Source organism: Pontibacillus chungwhensis BH030062 (assembly GCF_000770675.1).
Taxonomy (GTDB): Bacteria; Bacillota; Bacilli; order Bacillales; family BH030062; genus Pontibacillus; species Pontibacillus chungwhensis.
Window position 1 is genome coordinate 15004 of the sequence record NZ_AVBG01000020.1, and the last position, 15454, is coordinate 30457.

General features: G+C 40.6%; 18 protein-coding genes and 1 riboswitch. Of the genes, 17 read left to right on the top strand and 1 reads right to left on the bottom strand.

From position 1 onward, the window contains the following. Positions 1 to 97 precede the first annotated feature (97 nt). The 3 genes from N780_RS17825 (at position 98) to katG (ending at position 3657) form a co-directional block, all read left to right on the top strand. Positions 98 to 808, top strand: coding sequence for a hypothetical protein (locus N780_RS17825; RefSeq protein WP_036787288.1), 711 nt, complete (start codon positions 98 to 100; stop codon positions 806 to 808). Between the two features lie 71 nt (positions 809 to 879). Further along, on the top strand, positions 880 to 1146 hold the full coding sequence (locus N780_RS17830; protein WP_036787290.1) for a hypothetical protein: 267 nt from the start codon (positions 880 to 882) through the stop codon (positions 1144 to 1146). A gap of 291 nt (positions 1147 to 1437) precedes the next feature. After that, positions 1438 to 3657 carry a catalase/peroxidase HPI gene (gene katG, locus N780_RS17835; protein WP_036787292.1) on the top strand — a complete coding sequence of 740 codons (2220 nt, stop codon included), beginning with the start codon at positions 1438 to 1440 and terminating at the stop codon, positions 3655 to 3657. 137 nt (positions 3658 to 3794) lie between these two features. On the opposite strand, the gene N780_RS17840 is transcribed toward katG, so the two are convergent. Continuing rightward, positions 3795 to 4280, bottom strand: coding sequence for a competence protein ComK (locus N780_RS17840; protein ID WP_036787294.1), 486 nt, complete (start codon positions 4278 to 4280; stop codon positions 3795 to 3797). 451 nt (positions 4281 to 4731) lie between these two features. Between N780_RS17840 and N780_RS17845 the strand changes: the two genes are divergently transcribed. The 14 genes from N780_RS17845 (at position 4732) to N780_RS17905 (ending at position 15018) form a co-directional block, all read left to right on the top strand. Further along, on the top strand, positions 4732 to 5250 hold the full coding sequence (locus N780_RS17845; protein ID WP_052115158.1) for a sigma-70 family RNA polymerase sigma factor: 519 nt from the start codon (positions 4732 to 4734) through the stop codon (positions 5248 to 5250). A gap of 740 nt (positions 5251 to 5990) precedes the next feature. Beyond that, entirely contained in the window at positions 5991 to 7703 is a 1713-nt protein-coding gene (locus N780_RS17850; protein ID WP_036787297.1) for an alpha/beta hydrolase family protein, read from the top strand. 261 nt (positions 7704 to 7964) lie between these two features. Beyond that, positions 7965 to 8150 (top strand): helix-turn-helix domain-containing protein, encoded by a 186-nt coding sequence (locus tag N780_RS20380; protein WP_369094775.1) that lies wholly within the window; start codon positions 7965 to 7967, stop codon positions 8148 to 8150. Positions 8151 to 8391: 241 nt separating this feature from the next. After that, entirely contained in the window at positions 8392 to 9411 is a 1020-nt protein-coding gene (gene tapA / locus N780_RS17855; RefSeq protein WP_036787299.1) for an amyloid fiber anchoring/assembly protein TapA, read from the top strand. 19 nt (positions 9412 to 9430) lie between these two features. Then, positions 9431 to 10045 (top strand): signal peptidase I SipW, encoded by a 615-nt coding sequence (gene sipW, locus N780_RS17860; RefSeq protein WP_232299564.1) that lies wholly within the window; start codon positions 9431 to 9433, stop codon positions 10043 to 10045. Positions 10046 to 10077: 32 nt separating this feature from the next. Beyond that, complete coding sequence (locus tag N780_RS17865; RefSeq protein ID WP_036787301.1) at positions 10078 to 10752, top strand: TasA family protein; 675 nt, start codon at positions 10078 to 10080, stop codon at positions 10750 to 10752. Between the two features lie 67 nt (positions 10753 to 10819). Then, positions 10820 to 11437 carry a TasA family protein gene (locus N780_RS17870; protein WP_036787302.1) on the top strand — a complete coding sequence of 206 codons (618 nt, stop codon included), beginning with the start codon at positions 10820 to 10822 and terminating at the stop codon, positions 11435 to 11437. Between the two features lie 47 nt (positions 11438 to 11484). After that, a complete protein-coding gene (locus N780_RS19350; protein WP_198135884.1) occupies positions 11485 to 12138 on the top strand; it encodes a class D sortase in 654 nt (217 codons plus the stop codon). Positions 12139 to 12352: 214 nt separating this feature from the next. After that, positions 12353 to 12436, top strand: a riboswitch (cyclic di-GMP riboswitch). Positions 12437 to 12454: 18 nt separating this feature from the next. Further along, positions 12455 to 12709, top strand: a complete 255-nt coding sequence (locus tag N780_RS17880; protein ID WP_036787304.1) for an anti-repressor SinI family protein — start codon at positions 12455 to 12457, stop codon at positions 12707 to 12709. A 59-nt stretch (positions 12710 to 12768) separates the two neighbouring features. Next, on the top strand, positions 12769 to 13092 hold the full coding sequence (locus tag N780_RS17885; RefSeq protein ID WP_036787306.1) for a helix-turn-helix domain-containing protein: 324 nt from the start codon (positions 12769 to 12771) through the stop codon (positions 13090 to 13092). A gap of 331 nt (positions 13093 to 13423) precedes the next feature. Beyond that, positions 13424 to 13696: a hypothetical protein gene (locus N780_RS17890; protein ID WP_036787309.1), complete on the top strand. Its 273-nt coding sequence runs from the start codon at positions 13424 to 13426 to the stop codon at positions 13694 to 13696. Between the two features lie 14 nt (positions 13697 to 13710). Continuing rightward, complete coding sequence (locus N780_RS17895) at positions 13711 to 14088, top strand: hypothetical protein (protein WP_036787312.1); 378 nt, start codon at positions 13711 to 13713, stop codon at positions 14086 to 14088. Further along, positions 14004 to 14519, top strand: a complete 516-nt coding sequence (locus N780_RS17900; protein ID WP_156969231.1) for a hypothetical protein — start codon at positions 14004 to 14006, stop codon at positions 14517 to 14519. The genes N780_RS17895 and N780_RS17900 overlap by 85 nt, the downstream gene beginning before the upstream one ends. A gap of 298 nt (positions 14520 to 14817) precedes the next feature. After that, positions 14818 to 15018, top strand: coding sequence for a cold-shock protein (locus N780_RS17905; protein WP_026801633.1), 201 nt, complete (start codon positions 14818 to 14820; stop codon positions 15016 to 15018). Positions 15019 to 15454 lie beyond the last annotated feature (436 nt).

Consider the following 15454-nt stretch of genomic DNA (forward strand, 5'->3'; position numbering starts at 1 on the left):
CTTTTAATTATTGGAAATCCTCTATTACAAAAATCTACCACATGTTATACTATAATTTAGCATGTAAAGAAACTTAAAGAAGTAGGAGGAGTTAGCATTGCTAAAGAAGTTCTTAACCCCGATGCTTTTAACATTAGTGATTATTGTAGCGGGATGCAGCTCTGATAGTAGTAAAGAAGCAGAAGAAGCTGGCGAAGCGGGAGAAAGTACAAAAGTCGGTAACGAAAAAGAAACACAAAAAGATGGTAAGAGTAACGAAGAGGAAAATAATAAAGAAGAAAATAATAAAGACCAAGACCAAAAAGATCAGGACAAAGAATCCTCTGATGATCAACAAAAAGAGGGTGAGTCCATAGAGAAAGAAGATGGACAAGATTCGTCCACGTATGAAGACGGAGATTCTTCTGAATCAGATCAAGGTTCTGATGCTTCTGGTACGAATGAAGGTTCTGAAGCGGATGCTTCTAAATCCAGTTCATCAGACTCTAACAATCAAAGTGGAAAGCAAGAAGATGAGGAATCCAACGACACAAAGGACAATTCCAAAGAGAGTTCCTCAGAGGTGAAGACTTATACATTTAATGAGGTAAATGGAACTGCTGAAGAAATCCTCGCTGGAGTTACCGGTGTAGAAATTAAAGTGAATGAACTAAATGGTGCTACGAAGAACTCTAAAGTCTCTCTTGAGGCTGATGGACAAAACATAGAACTGTCCTATGACAAGGAAACAAATAGCTTTTTAAATCTTCAAGTTACAGCCTTGGAATTAGCTAAGATTAAGAAATCAAAAGTCCTTGTAGAAGGCTAAATCAACGTTGAGATAAGAAGGATTTTCCTTCATAATAAAGTATGGAAAGATAACCTTAAGGGGGATTCAACATGAGTGTAACGGTAAAAGACCACAATCCAGTTGTTAAAAATGTAGCAGGCGTTGCGAATGCATTAAAAATCGATGCATCTTCACTAGAAGAGCTGAAAGGTGAAGAAAACTTATACTTAAGCATGGAACTCGCTGGCGAAGAGAAACTAGTTAAACTAGATTACGATGAAGAAGTAAATGAATTCCACGCTCTTCAAATACCTCTAGTCTTTTCAGAGGAAGACATTTTAAACGCTCAAATTGTACAAGTTCAAATTCAAGATTAATCTAGAGCCCCTTCGTATTATACGGAGGGTTTTTTATGGATTAGAAAATAGCACGGGGAGGGTCTCCGTGCTTCTTTTGTGTATCTATTTATTCATATAAGTCTACTACCTAACCAATTATGGAGGATATATATCATGAAGCTATTACCGTAATAATCAATTGCAAAATGAGAATCTCCTAAAAAATTACTGCATCATAATAGTTCTCGCTTTCAATCTACGAACTTATTTATTATAATTATAATCTAAGAACATATTTAATTTTTTCACAAATAGAAAGGAGCGTCATCTATGGACAAGAATGAAATGCAACATAGCCAGGCAGAAGGGTGCCCGTTTTCGGGGAATGGACAGGTTAAGCAGGAGGAGACGAGTGCGATTACTCCGGTTAAGGTCGGTACGAAGAACAAGGATTGGTGGCCGAATCAGCTGAACTTGGACATTCTTCACCAGCACGACCGAAAGCCGAACCCTATGGGGGAAGACTTCGACTATCGTGAAGCGTTCCAGAAGCTTGATTTCAAAGCAGTGAAGGAAGATTTGAAAGAAGTGATGAAGGACAGTCAGGATTGGTGGCCTGCTGATTATGGACACTATGGCCCGCTTTTCATTCGCATGTCTTGGCACGCGGCTGGTACATATCGTACCGCGGACGGCCGTGGCGGTGGCTCTACAGGTCAGCAGCGCTTCGCTCCATTGAACAGCTGGCCGGACAATGGCAACTTAGATAAGGCGCGGCGCCTGCTTTGGCCCGTTAAACAAAAATATGGCAATAAACTATCCTGGGCAGACTTACTAGTTTTAGCTGGTAACGTTGCGCTAGAAGACATGGGTCTTGAGACGGTCGGCTTCGGCGGAGGTCGCGAGGATGTTTGGCATCCCGAGCATGACATTTACTGGGGAAGTGAAACGGAGTGGCTTGGCAACGTAGACCGTTACAATGAAGGTCGTGAGCTAGAGCAGCCGCTTGCAGCCGTGCAGATGGGGCTGATCTATGTAAACCCTGAAGGTCCAGATGGTAACCCTGATCCTCTGGCGAGTGCAAGAGACATTAGGGAAACGTTTGGTCGTATGGGCATGAACGATGAGGAAACGGTAGCCCTGACCGCCGGTGGTCACACATTCGGTAAGGCCCACGGTGCAGGGGATGCGGTCGCTCATGTTGGTGCCTCACCTGAAGCTGCGGACATCGAAGAACAAGGTTTTGGCTGGAACAGTACGCACGGAAGCGGTAAAGGCCGCGATGCGATCACAAGTGGGATACACGGTGCGTGGACGCCAACACCGACGAAATGGGACACGAGCTACTTTGACCTTTTATTCGGCTACGAGTGGGAGCTAACGAAGAGCCCGGCTGGCGCTTACCAGTGGAAAGCGGTCGATATGAAAGAAGAACACATGGTGCCAGACCCTGAAGATCCTTCTAGAAAAGAAGAACCAATGATGATGACAGCAGACTTAGCGCTGCGCGAAGATCCGGTGTACGAAGAGATTTCCCGTCGCTTCCACCAGCGTCCGGAAGAGTTTGCCGATGCGTTTGCGAAAGCTTGGTTCAAGCTGCTTCACCGCGACATGGGGCCGAAGTCTCGCTATCTAGGACCAGAAGTGCCGAAAGAAGAATTTATCTGGCAGGACCCTATTCCAGCGGTTGATTACAAGCTGACAGGTTCCGAGATTGAAGACTTGAAAGCTCAAATCCTCGACTCTGAACTGACGGTAAGTGAACTTGTCAAAACCGCTTGGGCTGCAGCGAGCACATACCGCCAGTCTGATAAACGTGGCGGTGCAAACGGTGGACGCATCCGTCTGTCTCCGCAGCGTAACTGGGAAGTGAACGAGCCTGAGAAGCTTGAGAAGGTTCTATCGGTCTATGAAAACATCCAAACGAACTTTCATAAAAACGTAAGCCTGGCTGATTTGATCGTGCTCGGTGGCTCAGTAGCGGTGGAGAAAGCCGCACATAAGGCTGGGGTAGAGGTGAAGGTACCATTCACCCAAGGCCGCGGAGACGCAACAGAGGAAATGACAGACGAAGAAAGCTTCGAATTCCTTGAGCCGATGGCCGATGGATTCCGGAACTACGAGAAGGCAGAATACACGCTCAGTCCTGAAGAGATTCTCGTCGACAAATCTCAGTTACTCGGCCTGACTGCACCTGAGATGACTGTACTCGTTGGCGGTATGCGCGTGCTCGGTGCCAACTATGGGAATAAGAAGCACGGGGTATTCACAGACAACGTCGGAACACTTTCTAACGACTTCTTCGTAAACCTATTAGACATGGGCATCAAATGGGAGCCGGTTGATTACAACGAATACGAAGGTCACGACCGTAAGACTGGAGATCTGCTTCGTACGGCATCACGCGTTGACCTTGTCTTCGGCTCGAATTCCACTCTTCGTTCTTATGCGGAAGTGTATGCCCAAGCGGACAACAGGGAGAAGTTTGTGCGTGACTTCGTAGATGCTTGGGTGAAAGTAATGGACGCCGATCGTTTTGATGTGAAATAGAGTGTATTCATGAATAAGGAAGGTGCTCGCTAAAATCTAGCGAGCACCTTTTTCTATAGAATGAAAGCCAGAAAACAGTCGGCTTCCTGGCTCGGAGGAAGGGGGATGAAGCGGGGGAGGCTGACCTTAATACGTCGCTATTGCTCGGCTATGGCCATCTTGTATTTAAAGTAAATCTCACACGTACGCTGGTATTGTTTGTTTAATACATAATAAGAAATCGGGAACTCCATGCGAACCTGATTCCGGAAAATGATGTACGAACGATTCTTGTCCCCGCCTTTTTTCCAAACGTGACGCGGAAAGATCCAATAGCATCCGAATTGCTCTGGTGATATGGTCGGAAAACCGAAAAGGTCCAACTCGGGTTGGATCGCAAGTGGTGACTTTTTGTGAAAACCCAACTGAAACCTCATCGCCCTCCGAATCCCCTCTGGTGCACTTGACCAGTGCAGACAAGACGATTCAATGATTTTAGACGTTGTTTCCTCAGAATAAATTTCTCCAGCATAGCGATCGATAATTGTTGCTTGGTACCATTCATGATGGTAAGGTGCGAGCACCATTGTCGATGGAGTCACAATGTCTTTCTCCAGTGTAAGAATCTCGTTATTTTTATTCATTTTTCTGTTTCCCCCATATTTTATTTTCTATAAGCCTACTCATTACACGGTGTTTATAAAAAGGAACACCGATCCTCCTCCCGTCATTCATTGGTCACTCACATCTGTATTCGCCAGAGGTCAATTACTAGAGAGATTCTGAAGGCCTTTCATCATGGGGAATTTATGCACTCACCTCAACATTACCTATATTATAGTTATATAATTCCAAATATTTCAACTATAAATGTCAAAATACCTATAAATTTTACATTTCATATACAGAAAACGCTGAAAATTATATGCAAACTAGAAGAACCCTTGTCCATTTTTGACGTTTCAGGGTGGGAAACGTAACGTTTGAGCGCTGGAACGCTACGTATGTCGAAATGATGAGAAATGAATCTCGTTATATGATTCTCTTACCGGCGGAATAAAAGGAAAAAGCGCGCTTTTTGGAAACGAGGAGCAAGTGGCTAGAGAAGATTTAGAATTTGAGGGAATGATGGCGCAGTTCACACCTATGATTCATCATATCATTCATAAACTACGCATTCGTGATCCTTACGGGGAGTTTTACCAGGAAGGAGTCCTTGCGCTGTGGGAAGCGGTGCAATCTTTTCAAGAAGACAAAGGGAAGTTATCGTCCTATGTTTATTTTATTGTACGTAATCGACTCATCTCTAAGATGAGTAAGGACAACCGCATTTCAGAGAAAGATGAGCAGTGTGCTCTTCTTTTGGAAGAAGAAGCTGTGTATTATGACCAACTATCCTTTAATCTCATCGATCCTTATGTATATAAAGAGATCAGTCGGGTTTTAACGGATAACCAAATTAAATGGTTCGATGGCTTCATTCTGCGTGAGCAATCGTTACAAGAAATCGCTGATAAAGAGAACACCACCCTGAACGCCGTCAAGAACTGGGGCAGGCTTGCAAGGGAGAAATTACGAAACTGCCCGGCTTTGATAGACTACCTAACTGCGTAGCACGGGAGTCGACATAGGTCTAATAATATTGTAGGGAATTTAACGGACCATCATCGCACGCGGATTGATGGTCTTGTTATTCGTGACTTATCGGTGAAAGCCATTACGAAAAGAGAGCGGACGACCGTGTGGCCGTTGGAGAACTGGTCATAGAAAGCGAGAACAACTTTCCTTTAATGGGGAGCTCTTTTTTTGTGCGTTGACTGACCTAGAGTCATATCTACCTTAGGAGGAACGGGTAATTATTAGAGAATGGTTTTTACACCTCCGTTGAGCGTATCCTACTTACTCATCCCTTGAGAAAAACATTTTTATAGCAAGTTATCCCCTGAATTCGATGCTATTTATGTTAGAGATCCAATCCACAAAGCATATTGAAGAATTAATTCAATGTGAATGCAGGCTATGTACATGGTATTGTCTTCGGAGCTTCCAAGCATTTGCCTAGCAATGAAACGAACCATAAGTGTAAGCTCCTCGTTATGCCTTATGATTATGTGTAATATTAATCTCTGAACGATCAATGTAACCTTAATGTAAGTGTAAAGTAAATTCAGTTACGGTCTAAAAACTTTGAAGCAGGAGGGCGGTTCTGGTCCTCTCTTTATAAAAAGAGCTAGTATCGATGCCTTATTATACAGTTTCTATTGAATTGAGATATTAAAAAGCGTCTCTTTTGTGGTAAAATCTTACATAAGTTAGTGGAGGTGTATACTAATATTAAGGGGGAATTGAATTTAATGATGAAAACAATTTGGTTCTTAGGAGTTATGGTGATGCTAATATGTATTTTACCGACGGAGGTGAGCGCTGAAGTATCGGAAAGTAAAAAGTGGAATGTTCTCTTTAGTACCGATATGGATGAACGTACGATTAATGGTGAAACGGTAAAGGTGAAGAAACTTAACGGGGATAGATTAGAAGTTGAACTACATATGAAAGCGCCTGATAAATTAGAAGTACGTCCTCCAGCTAATGGATACACTTCTGGAGAGAACTATATCTTATATGTATCTAGTGAAGTTGAGTCTATCGATGGAGTTCCTTTAAAGGAAGAGGTTTTCCTTGATTTCACCATCGAGCAAGAAAACAATACTTCAAAATCTGGAAACATGAAAACCTATAATCACGAGTTGGTAAGTCCGATCGATGCATTTGAACCATCTGTGTTATTGGGTGATTACTCTATCGTAGAGGAAGATATAGATTTGATGGGCGTTGCAAGAGACGGTGAGAATCTTTCGCGTACATTAAAGGTCGATGGTAAGGGATTGAGTATTGGTACCGAGAATGGATTGCTTCCTTTAGAACTTAATACTTCGTACTTGCTTAAGATTTATATGAAATCTGGAGATAGACATTATATAAATTTTGCTACGGATGGTCTCCCTGCTCTTCCTCAGGATAGTGAGGGAAGTGTTGTGATGATTCCGGCTGATCCGGCAGAAGGGTTTTATTATCCTTATTTTCTCCGTTTGCCCTCTGAACGGTATAAAGAAAAAAATGAGGGGGAGACAAGGCGACTAATGGTTGTTTCAAATAATACAGGTCCAACCAACAATTATTTAGATACATTGAAGAGCACGAGGGAAGAGCTAAATCGCTATATGTTGTCCCGACATGTACCTGATAAATTATGGGTTCCAACTCTTATGCCAGCCTTTCCGAGGTATCGGGCCGGGTATAATGGTGGTTATTTCTATACCCATGCCTTGGACCGGTACACAATGAATCTTAAGAATATGTTACCTATTATGAAATCAGATGAACGATTCCTGCGTCAAATTGAAGCGGAAGATTTGGCGGTAAAGGATTTCCGAAATTTAACCCGTGTCGATTTGCAATTAGAAGCTATGATTGATCATGCCATAAATTATCTAAATGACCGTGGCGAAGGAATTGCTACTGATAAAGTGTTTCTATCCGGCTATTCTGCGGAAGGAAATTTTACCAACAGATGGGCTGCTTTACATCCTGACCGAGTAAAAGCTGTAGCTTCCGGTGGAGTTAATAGTACAGCAATTATTCCTATGAAGGAATACAAAGGAGAAGAGCTGATCTATCCAATTGGTGTTGGAGACTTGGAGGAGCTCACTGGTGAATCATTTAATCTTGATGCCTACAATCGTGTTGCGAATTTCATGTATCAGGGCGAAGAAGACCGAAACGATACGTATCAATACGGAGACACATTCGGACCTGAGGAGAAACGTTTAATTAAGAAATTGATGGGTGAAGAAATGTATCCAACGAGATGGGAAAACAACAAGAGGTTATATTTCGAGTCAGGTGCAAATGGTGCTTTTGGGTTGTATCTTGATACTGGACACGAGATTACAGATGAGGCTGAACGTGATTTGATAGAGTTCTTCAAGAAAAATCGCGCTTCTAACGCACTGTGGCTGCCTTCTTCGTCAAGCTATGTAGATGTTGATAAACAAACTTCTGATTAGAGGATTTGGAAGGGGGGCGGGGTTGGTTTCCGTGGTTCTCATATATAGTTATAAATTATGAAGAGATTGGATGGTAAGGCGCGGATTATGCGTCTTACTTTTTTTATACATCTATGAAAAAATACTTTTTAACGATTGTTATAAGAAAACAATAGGATTAAGTTGTTCTTTATAAAGAACAACAAAGATTTAAATTTTAAAGGAGGAAAAGAGATGGATGGGGGTAGGATTAGGAGACTGAGAAAAACTTAGGGAATCACTCTGTCAGAGCTTGCAAAAACGGCAAATGTTTCAAAGTCCTATATTAGTCAAATTGAAAGGGGGCAGAAAGAGAATCCAAGCATTACGATCCTGACAGATTTTATTATTTCAAAAACAGTCCCACCGCAACGGGAAGAGGGTAAAGGATACCGGGTTAATTTGAACACTAAAGCATATCTTAAATGAATTTAAAGTAAAGTAAACGGTCCCTAGAGTAAATTTTTGTTCGTTATAAAAAACAAAAATTTTAAGGAAAATGAAGGGAAATGAAGGAAATTAAAGATATTTGTTCGTTATAACGAAAAAATAGACGTATATGAAGGTTTGCAATAATCACAAGAGAAGCTATACTTCTATTTGTAAGTTCTTTAAAACGAACAAAAGAACAACGGATAGTTCTTTTTAAAGAATATCGTTAGGGAAGAGGGTGATCCTTATTCGAAAATCCAGGACCAGAACATATCGAGGTACCAAACATAAACAAACGTTTATAATCTTTCAAGTTGCTGTGCTAAATTGCTCCATTTTCGTGTCGAGTATGTACGTAAGCACACCGACCAATGCTTCATTTATTGATGTAGAGACTGCGAGGACTCACATACAAGCAGGAGTGTGGGAGGTTGACGATGATAGTGATTGGGATAAAAGCTCATTAGAGTTTCTTAACTCAGGTACTAAGGAAGAGCCCTCTTTGATGATTTATGCAGTTATTGGAAATGGAGAAGACTCAGGTTCCATGGAAGGACCAGTGTCTTATGAAGTCTATTATTCTCCAGAAGGAAATCCTAAAAATGGTGAAATTAAATACACTGGTGAAATATCTCCATTAAAAATCGGAGAGGAAGCAACCCTTGAATTCACTCCTGCTCAATCTGGTAACTATAAGTTTAAAGCTTATCAGCGGACGGGTCATCCGGGTACGGGAGAGCTTTGGAGTGAAACCATTGTCATAAATCTTACGGATGCCTCTGAGGAAACAGTTACAACAAATTCAGTTGAATCTGAATCGCTCACGGAGCTGGAGGAATCAGAGTCAAAATCTCAGGAAGATAATAAAAATAAAGAGAACGCATCAGTGCCCAAGAATTCTTCAGAAGAAGACGGTAACTCTGGGGAGCAATCAAAAAATGAAGTCGATACCCAAAAAGACAATGCTGACGATCAAGTAAAGGGACAAGAGCCGACAAAGAAAAAATCAAAACAAAAAGAACAACCTCAAAAAGCTTCTACCTCTGAAGAAGACAAGAAGGATACAAAAGATAAGAAACAAACAATGGAAACAAAAGGTGATAAGACAGAAACGAATGGTGAAGCAGAACAAGCGAGCACACCAACTTCTAAGTATCCCAAGGAGAAACAGGAGACCTCATTAGAAAATAAAGAAGAGGTAACAGAAGCTACCAAAAAAACTTCTTCCAAAAATTCAAAGGAATCTAACGGAAAATAAAATGATGGAGGACGAATTTGTGAAGTTCAAAAAAGTGCTTAAACTGTTTAGTAATGTGCTAAATGCAGCTTTATTTCTGTCTTTAGTGCTTATGACTTTTGTTGTGATATCAGCCAAAGCTTCTGGCGGAGAACCTCAAGTAGTTGGTTATCAAATAAAAAATGTCCTATCTGGCTCCATGGAGCCTGAGATACAAACCGGATCGATCATTGCTGTGAAACCACTAGAGGAAGTAGAGAAATCATCTCTGATTAAGGGAGATGTTATTACCTTTAAGAACAAAGACGAGTCACTAGTTACTCACCGCATTATTGAGGTACAACAAGTCGGAACATCGACTACCTATCAAACCAAAGGGGATAACAACAATGCTCCAGATACTGAACCTGTTCTTGCACAAAACGTCGTAGGCAAATACGCCGATTTCACTATCCCTTATGCGGGCTATCTGATGAACTATGCTGGTTCAAGAGCTGGAAGTATTGCCTTAATGATTTTGCCAGGTATTCTGTTACTCATGTACTCTGGTTATCTAATCTGGAATGCCATTAAGCAATTCGAGAAAAACCTGATCCGAAAGAATTCATCAACCAAAATCGTTGAAACTCCTTACATAAGTGAGGATTCAAAATAAAAACTACTTAATTTTTAGAGGAGGAAGAAATTATGAGTTTGAAAGCGAAACTAGCAATGGGCGTAATGACTGGAGCACTTGGATTATCACTAGTAGGTGGGGGAACGTATGCGGCATTTACGGATACTGAGTCGGTATCTAATACGTTTGCAGCGGGTGAGTTGGACATTAAACTTAAGCAACAAGATGGAACAACTAATCTTGGAAGTGAGCTTTTCACTACAAACCTTAAGAATTTAAAGCCAGGGGATTCTATTACTAAGACAATTCGTGTGAAAAACGCAGGAACTTTATCTGTCAATCAAGTATTTGTGAAAGCTGATTATGATGACTTCGTTGATGGTGGTGCAAATATAGATGGTGATCCTGACTTAGGTGGGGAGAATGGCCCTCATGCATTTGCTGACCAAATTGACGTTAAGATTACAGGGAAAAGCGGTCATGTTGTTTATAATAATACTCTGAAACATTTAAAAGATAATTCTAGCAGTGATATCACAGATTCTACCACAAATGGTGCTTTACCTGCTATGCCGTCAAAAGATACTGACCCAGTTACAATAACTTTGACGTTTAATGGTGAAGCAGATAACACATACATGAAGGACTCCATGAACATTAACTTCCACTTCGAAGCAACTCAACATGCAGGAACTAATTTCAATGACGGTGATGACATTAATTTCCTAAACGGTAGTCAAGAATAGAAACTGAAATAAAAGGTGGGTTCTGCACCCACCTTTTTTATAAATTAAACCAGGAAGAAGGTCTCGGATGATGCACATTCCCTTCAAACGTATTATCCTCGTCTCAATATGCCTATGGATGTTTATGGCTACAACCTTCCATTACTCTACTCTCGCAGAAGAAGCTGATCAAGAGATTGATTTTTCCCTATCTCCAGCTGTTACCTTTATCGATGTTAAGAATCTAAAACCAGGAGATACGATTACGAAGACTTTAACCGTGTCAAATAGTGGACTTATGGATTTTTCTTATTTAATGAATTCCTATAAAGATTCAGGCTCAGATTTATTCTACAATCAGCTCCATTTACAAGTTTCTATAGATGATACCCAACTCTATAACGGCCCTTTGTATAGCTTTTCCGGTATGGAAGCTAGGGATCTTGTGAAATCCACATCAGAAGAAATGAAGCTAAAGGTCACTTTTCCGTGGGAATCAGGGAACGAATTTCAAGGATTGGCTACTAAAGTAATCTTCCAATTCATTGCTGAAAGGGATTATGCTACAGATGGAATACCAACAGGTGGAGGTATGTTACCTCAAACGGGTGAAGAGGGACCGGGTATGTACTACATGCTTGGTGGAGTACTTGTTTGTGCTGGTTTAGCTCTATATGCAACTTCACGTTATATTAGAAGAGAATGAAGGTATATGAAGCATCTTTCTTTGAGTATAAATGGAGGGGATTCGAAATGAAGTGGATATCGGTGATCCTCTTTGTCGTTGGAATAGCCTTTGTAAGCTATCCTAAACTACAAAACTATCAGGTTACTAATCATCAAGAGAAGATTATTGACGAATTTGAAAATCGTGATTTACCTCAATCTTTATCATATACAGCAGATTCGGTGAATACAATGAATGGTGCTCTTGAGATTGGTCCTAAAGTAGGGGGAATCGAAGATTCTTCTGAACAATCTGTTGATCCCGTAGTTTCAAATAAAGTCCTTGGAACATTGGAAATAAAAAAAATAAACGTAAAGCTCCCAATTCTTCAAGGAGCTACTCAAGAACATTTAGAGTATGGTATTGGTCAACTTATGGGGGATTCGCAAATTGGTGCGGCAGGAAATGTTGCCCTGGCAGCTCATCGAGGGTATACCTACGGAAGGTTGTTTAACCGCCTTGATGAATTAAGGGTTGGAGATGAGTTAATTGCAACAACGAGCAAAGGCGCCTATCGTTATCACGTAATAGATACTTTTCTTGTTTTACCTAATGATCTTTCTGTTCTTGAAGAGGATGGTAAAGAATCTTTTATCACCTTAATTACATGCCATCCTATAAAAGACCCGACTCATCGGTTAATAGTTCAGGCAGTTCTTGTGAATGATTCTGATCTTTAATAAAGTTTATAAAACTACCAAATATAGGGTTTGTTAGTATGAAGAAGTAGGTATATGTATTTATTGCTAAAATATTCCTTTGGTGTCTGGTTTTCGCAGCTATATTTACTAAAGTTACACACAATCGACAAAAGTAGTAATCGTTTGCAACACAATCCTACAATGTTAACACTTTGTCTATAGTACTATTGAATTGGGTAAATCATAATAATTCTTCAGCAAAGGGCAAACTTATTCGAAAGATGAGGACGCAAAGTTACAGATCTAACGCTCAAGCTATGATGGCTGAACTACCTGGGATAAGAAGGGGCGAAGAATGTTTATGTTGACTGACAAGCAAATGGAAAGTACGGCTGATTATGTGGATCAAGAGTGGGTAAATCTTATGAGGGAAGCTAAGAAATTAGGTTTTGATCGGGAACAAGTAAAAGAGTTTTTGGACTCTAAGACAAATAATGAGAAGCAGCGTACCAAAAAGAATGAGAGTAGGCTACAAAAAGAAGCCGGAGCATTGGTTCAACCTATCCCATTTCTTCAATCTGCTATGGTTTCATTTACAATCTTGCCATGAAATTCTTTTCGACACTCTCTTTCGTTGTGTTATAATTTTTCACAAAGAGGGTGGATAACATGGTAGGTCAACGCATAAAACAATATCGTATAAATAAAGATATGTCTCTATCAGAACTTGCGGACCGAGCGGGAGTGGCCAAGTCCTATTTAAGCTCCATTGAGCGTGAATTACAATCAAATCCATCCATTCAATTTTTAGAAAAGGTTTCTAAAGTGTTGGACGTGTCTGTAAATGTTCTTCTTAACGGTGAGGAAGACGGAGATGTGGAACAGTTGGACAAGGATTGGATGGACCTTGTAAGGGAAGCTCAAGATTCAGGAGTGTCTAAAGAGCAATTCCGTGAATTTTTGGAGTTCAATAGATGGAGAAATAAGAAATAGGTGTAAATGTTTGATTATTCAGCGTGTACCTTTACATAAGTATGAGCTTTAAAAGCTTGAGTTAGTTTAAGGACTAGTACTCAATCTTTTTTGTTGTAATTGTTTTTTCCTGAGGAAGTACTGGGATGGTTCCCGCGCTTCTGGAAAGGTAGAGATTTATTAGAGAGAGCGAAAAAAGGAGCACAGCTGTGCTTCTTTTTTTATGTCTATTCGATCAAATAGAGCAATAGAAGCGCCTTCATGCTCCCTTCTAGAGCATTAGTCTCATTATATATAGGTGGAAAAATGTCGATGAAAAGAAGAAGTAGAACGAGAGAAAGGGGAATGAGAGATGCGCAGCTGGATCCTGTTTTTTGCCATTATTCTTTTATTTATGGGAACGACAGCACAAGTGAATGCAGAATCCTATGAGTACCGTACTTCTATCAGCACATGGTTGTGGGACACTTCAATGATTATGAACGAACCAGATGAGGTTCTTCAGGATTTAAAAGCCAAACATGTACAAAAGCTCTATCTTCAAGTGAACCGTGATGTCCCTGAGCATGACTACAAATCTTTCATTAAGAAGGCAAGCCAACAAGGCATCGATGTTATGCGTTAGGCGGATCAACCAAATTGCTAAATAGAGGAGACCAACGACTTCCTTTATTCAAGCAATGGGTCATTGAGTATCAAAAAGAAGCCCATAAGACCGAACAGTTTGATGACTTTCATTTGGACATTGAACCACATGCCAGTAATGGTTGGGATACCGACCAACAGAAAATGATCCTTCGCTTTCAAAAAATTATAGCAGACTTTATGCTGCTAGCTAACGAGCTTCAACTATCTCTTGAGTTAGATCAGCCCTGTTGGTTTGATTCGGGGAACTATGATAACGAATCTTTTGGTAAAGGGGTCTTAGGCGAGTGGTTAATTCAGCAAGTGGATGGCGTCACGATATCCTTGCTTATCGTAATTTTTCAGAAGGAAACAACGGGATTAATAAGCTAATCGAAAAGGAAATGGCTTATGCAGACCAATTGAATCGCAAGGTTGAAGTTGCCATCGAAACAAAGAAGACGGAGTTAGACTATTTATCCTTTTATGGCTTCACCCAAAAAGATATGGACCAAGTGTTTGCGGAAGTATCCACTCAATACGAAAGCTACCCTAGTTTCAATGGCTTTGCGGTTCACAGATTCGAAAGCTGGAGACCATTCGGAAGTTCAACCGTAAATCTCGAGGAGAAAGCTTGGAAGTTATATAAGGCAAAAGAAAACGTAAATACAGACCACAACTGGACGATGCAGTTTAATACCGCCATTGTCCCAAAGTACACGAATATTTATGTGAAAAATAGTGAGGGAAGCGTAGTCGATACGAGGGTGAAGTTGTCCTCAGAAAATGTTCTTCACGTGGAATCCCCAGTGGAAGGGTATTAAAAAGGGGAGGCTTATACGTTATACATTGAGGAGATTCGATCAAGGGGTGGAAAGAGTCTGTCCGGGAAACTATTTATGCCTTTTTATGTGGAGTAAATGGAACATGGAGGAAGTACGGGCGCGCTTTCTGGAAAGATAAATATAAGCACAATTGTTCATATAGTTTGTCCAGATGCTATGATAAAGTTGTAATTAACTAATTGTTGTTCGGATAATAATCATGAGTATTTGAAGCATCTTAAGAAATTGGTAGAGCAAGAATGGTAATATTCGTGCTACGCGCACTGGAGGAATTTAAATGAATAACGGTACAGTAAAATGGTTTAACGCAGACAAAGGTTTCGGATTTATTGAAGTAGAAGGTGGAGACGATGTATTCGTTCACTTCTCTGCAATTAATGAAGAAGGCTTCAAAACTCTAGAAGAAGGTCAAGCCGTTTCTTTCGATACAGAAGAAGGAAGCCGTGGACCACAAGCAGCTAACGTTGTGAAAAAATAAATCGTACAAAAGCTCTTTCCTTATAGGAAAGAGCTTTTTTTGGTTAGGTATATTGTATATGAAACGCTAGAACCTTAGCCGGGTTTCCTATGCGTGATATCATAAAAGACGATCTTTACTCTTAAAGGAACTAAAGATCGTCTTTTATGATTTGTGGGTTAGTTTGTATTGCGGCGACTCACCCTTGGTCAGGTTGGACCATAAGAGATCCTGATTTTTTTGAGACACATTCTTGTCTATAAAGCGCACAGTCATAATAGTGAAAAATACAATTCCTCCTATTAGACCAGACTGAACAATGCCTGGTGGAACAAATAAGACGATCAGAATAAAGGGAATGAGATATAAAACAATCGACAAAAGTATACGTTTGCTGTGGCTCATATATAGTGAATCCTCCCTTGGGCTAAAAGGTATCATTGAGCGGAAGCATAGG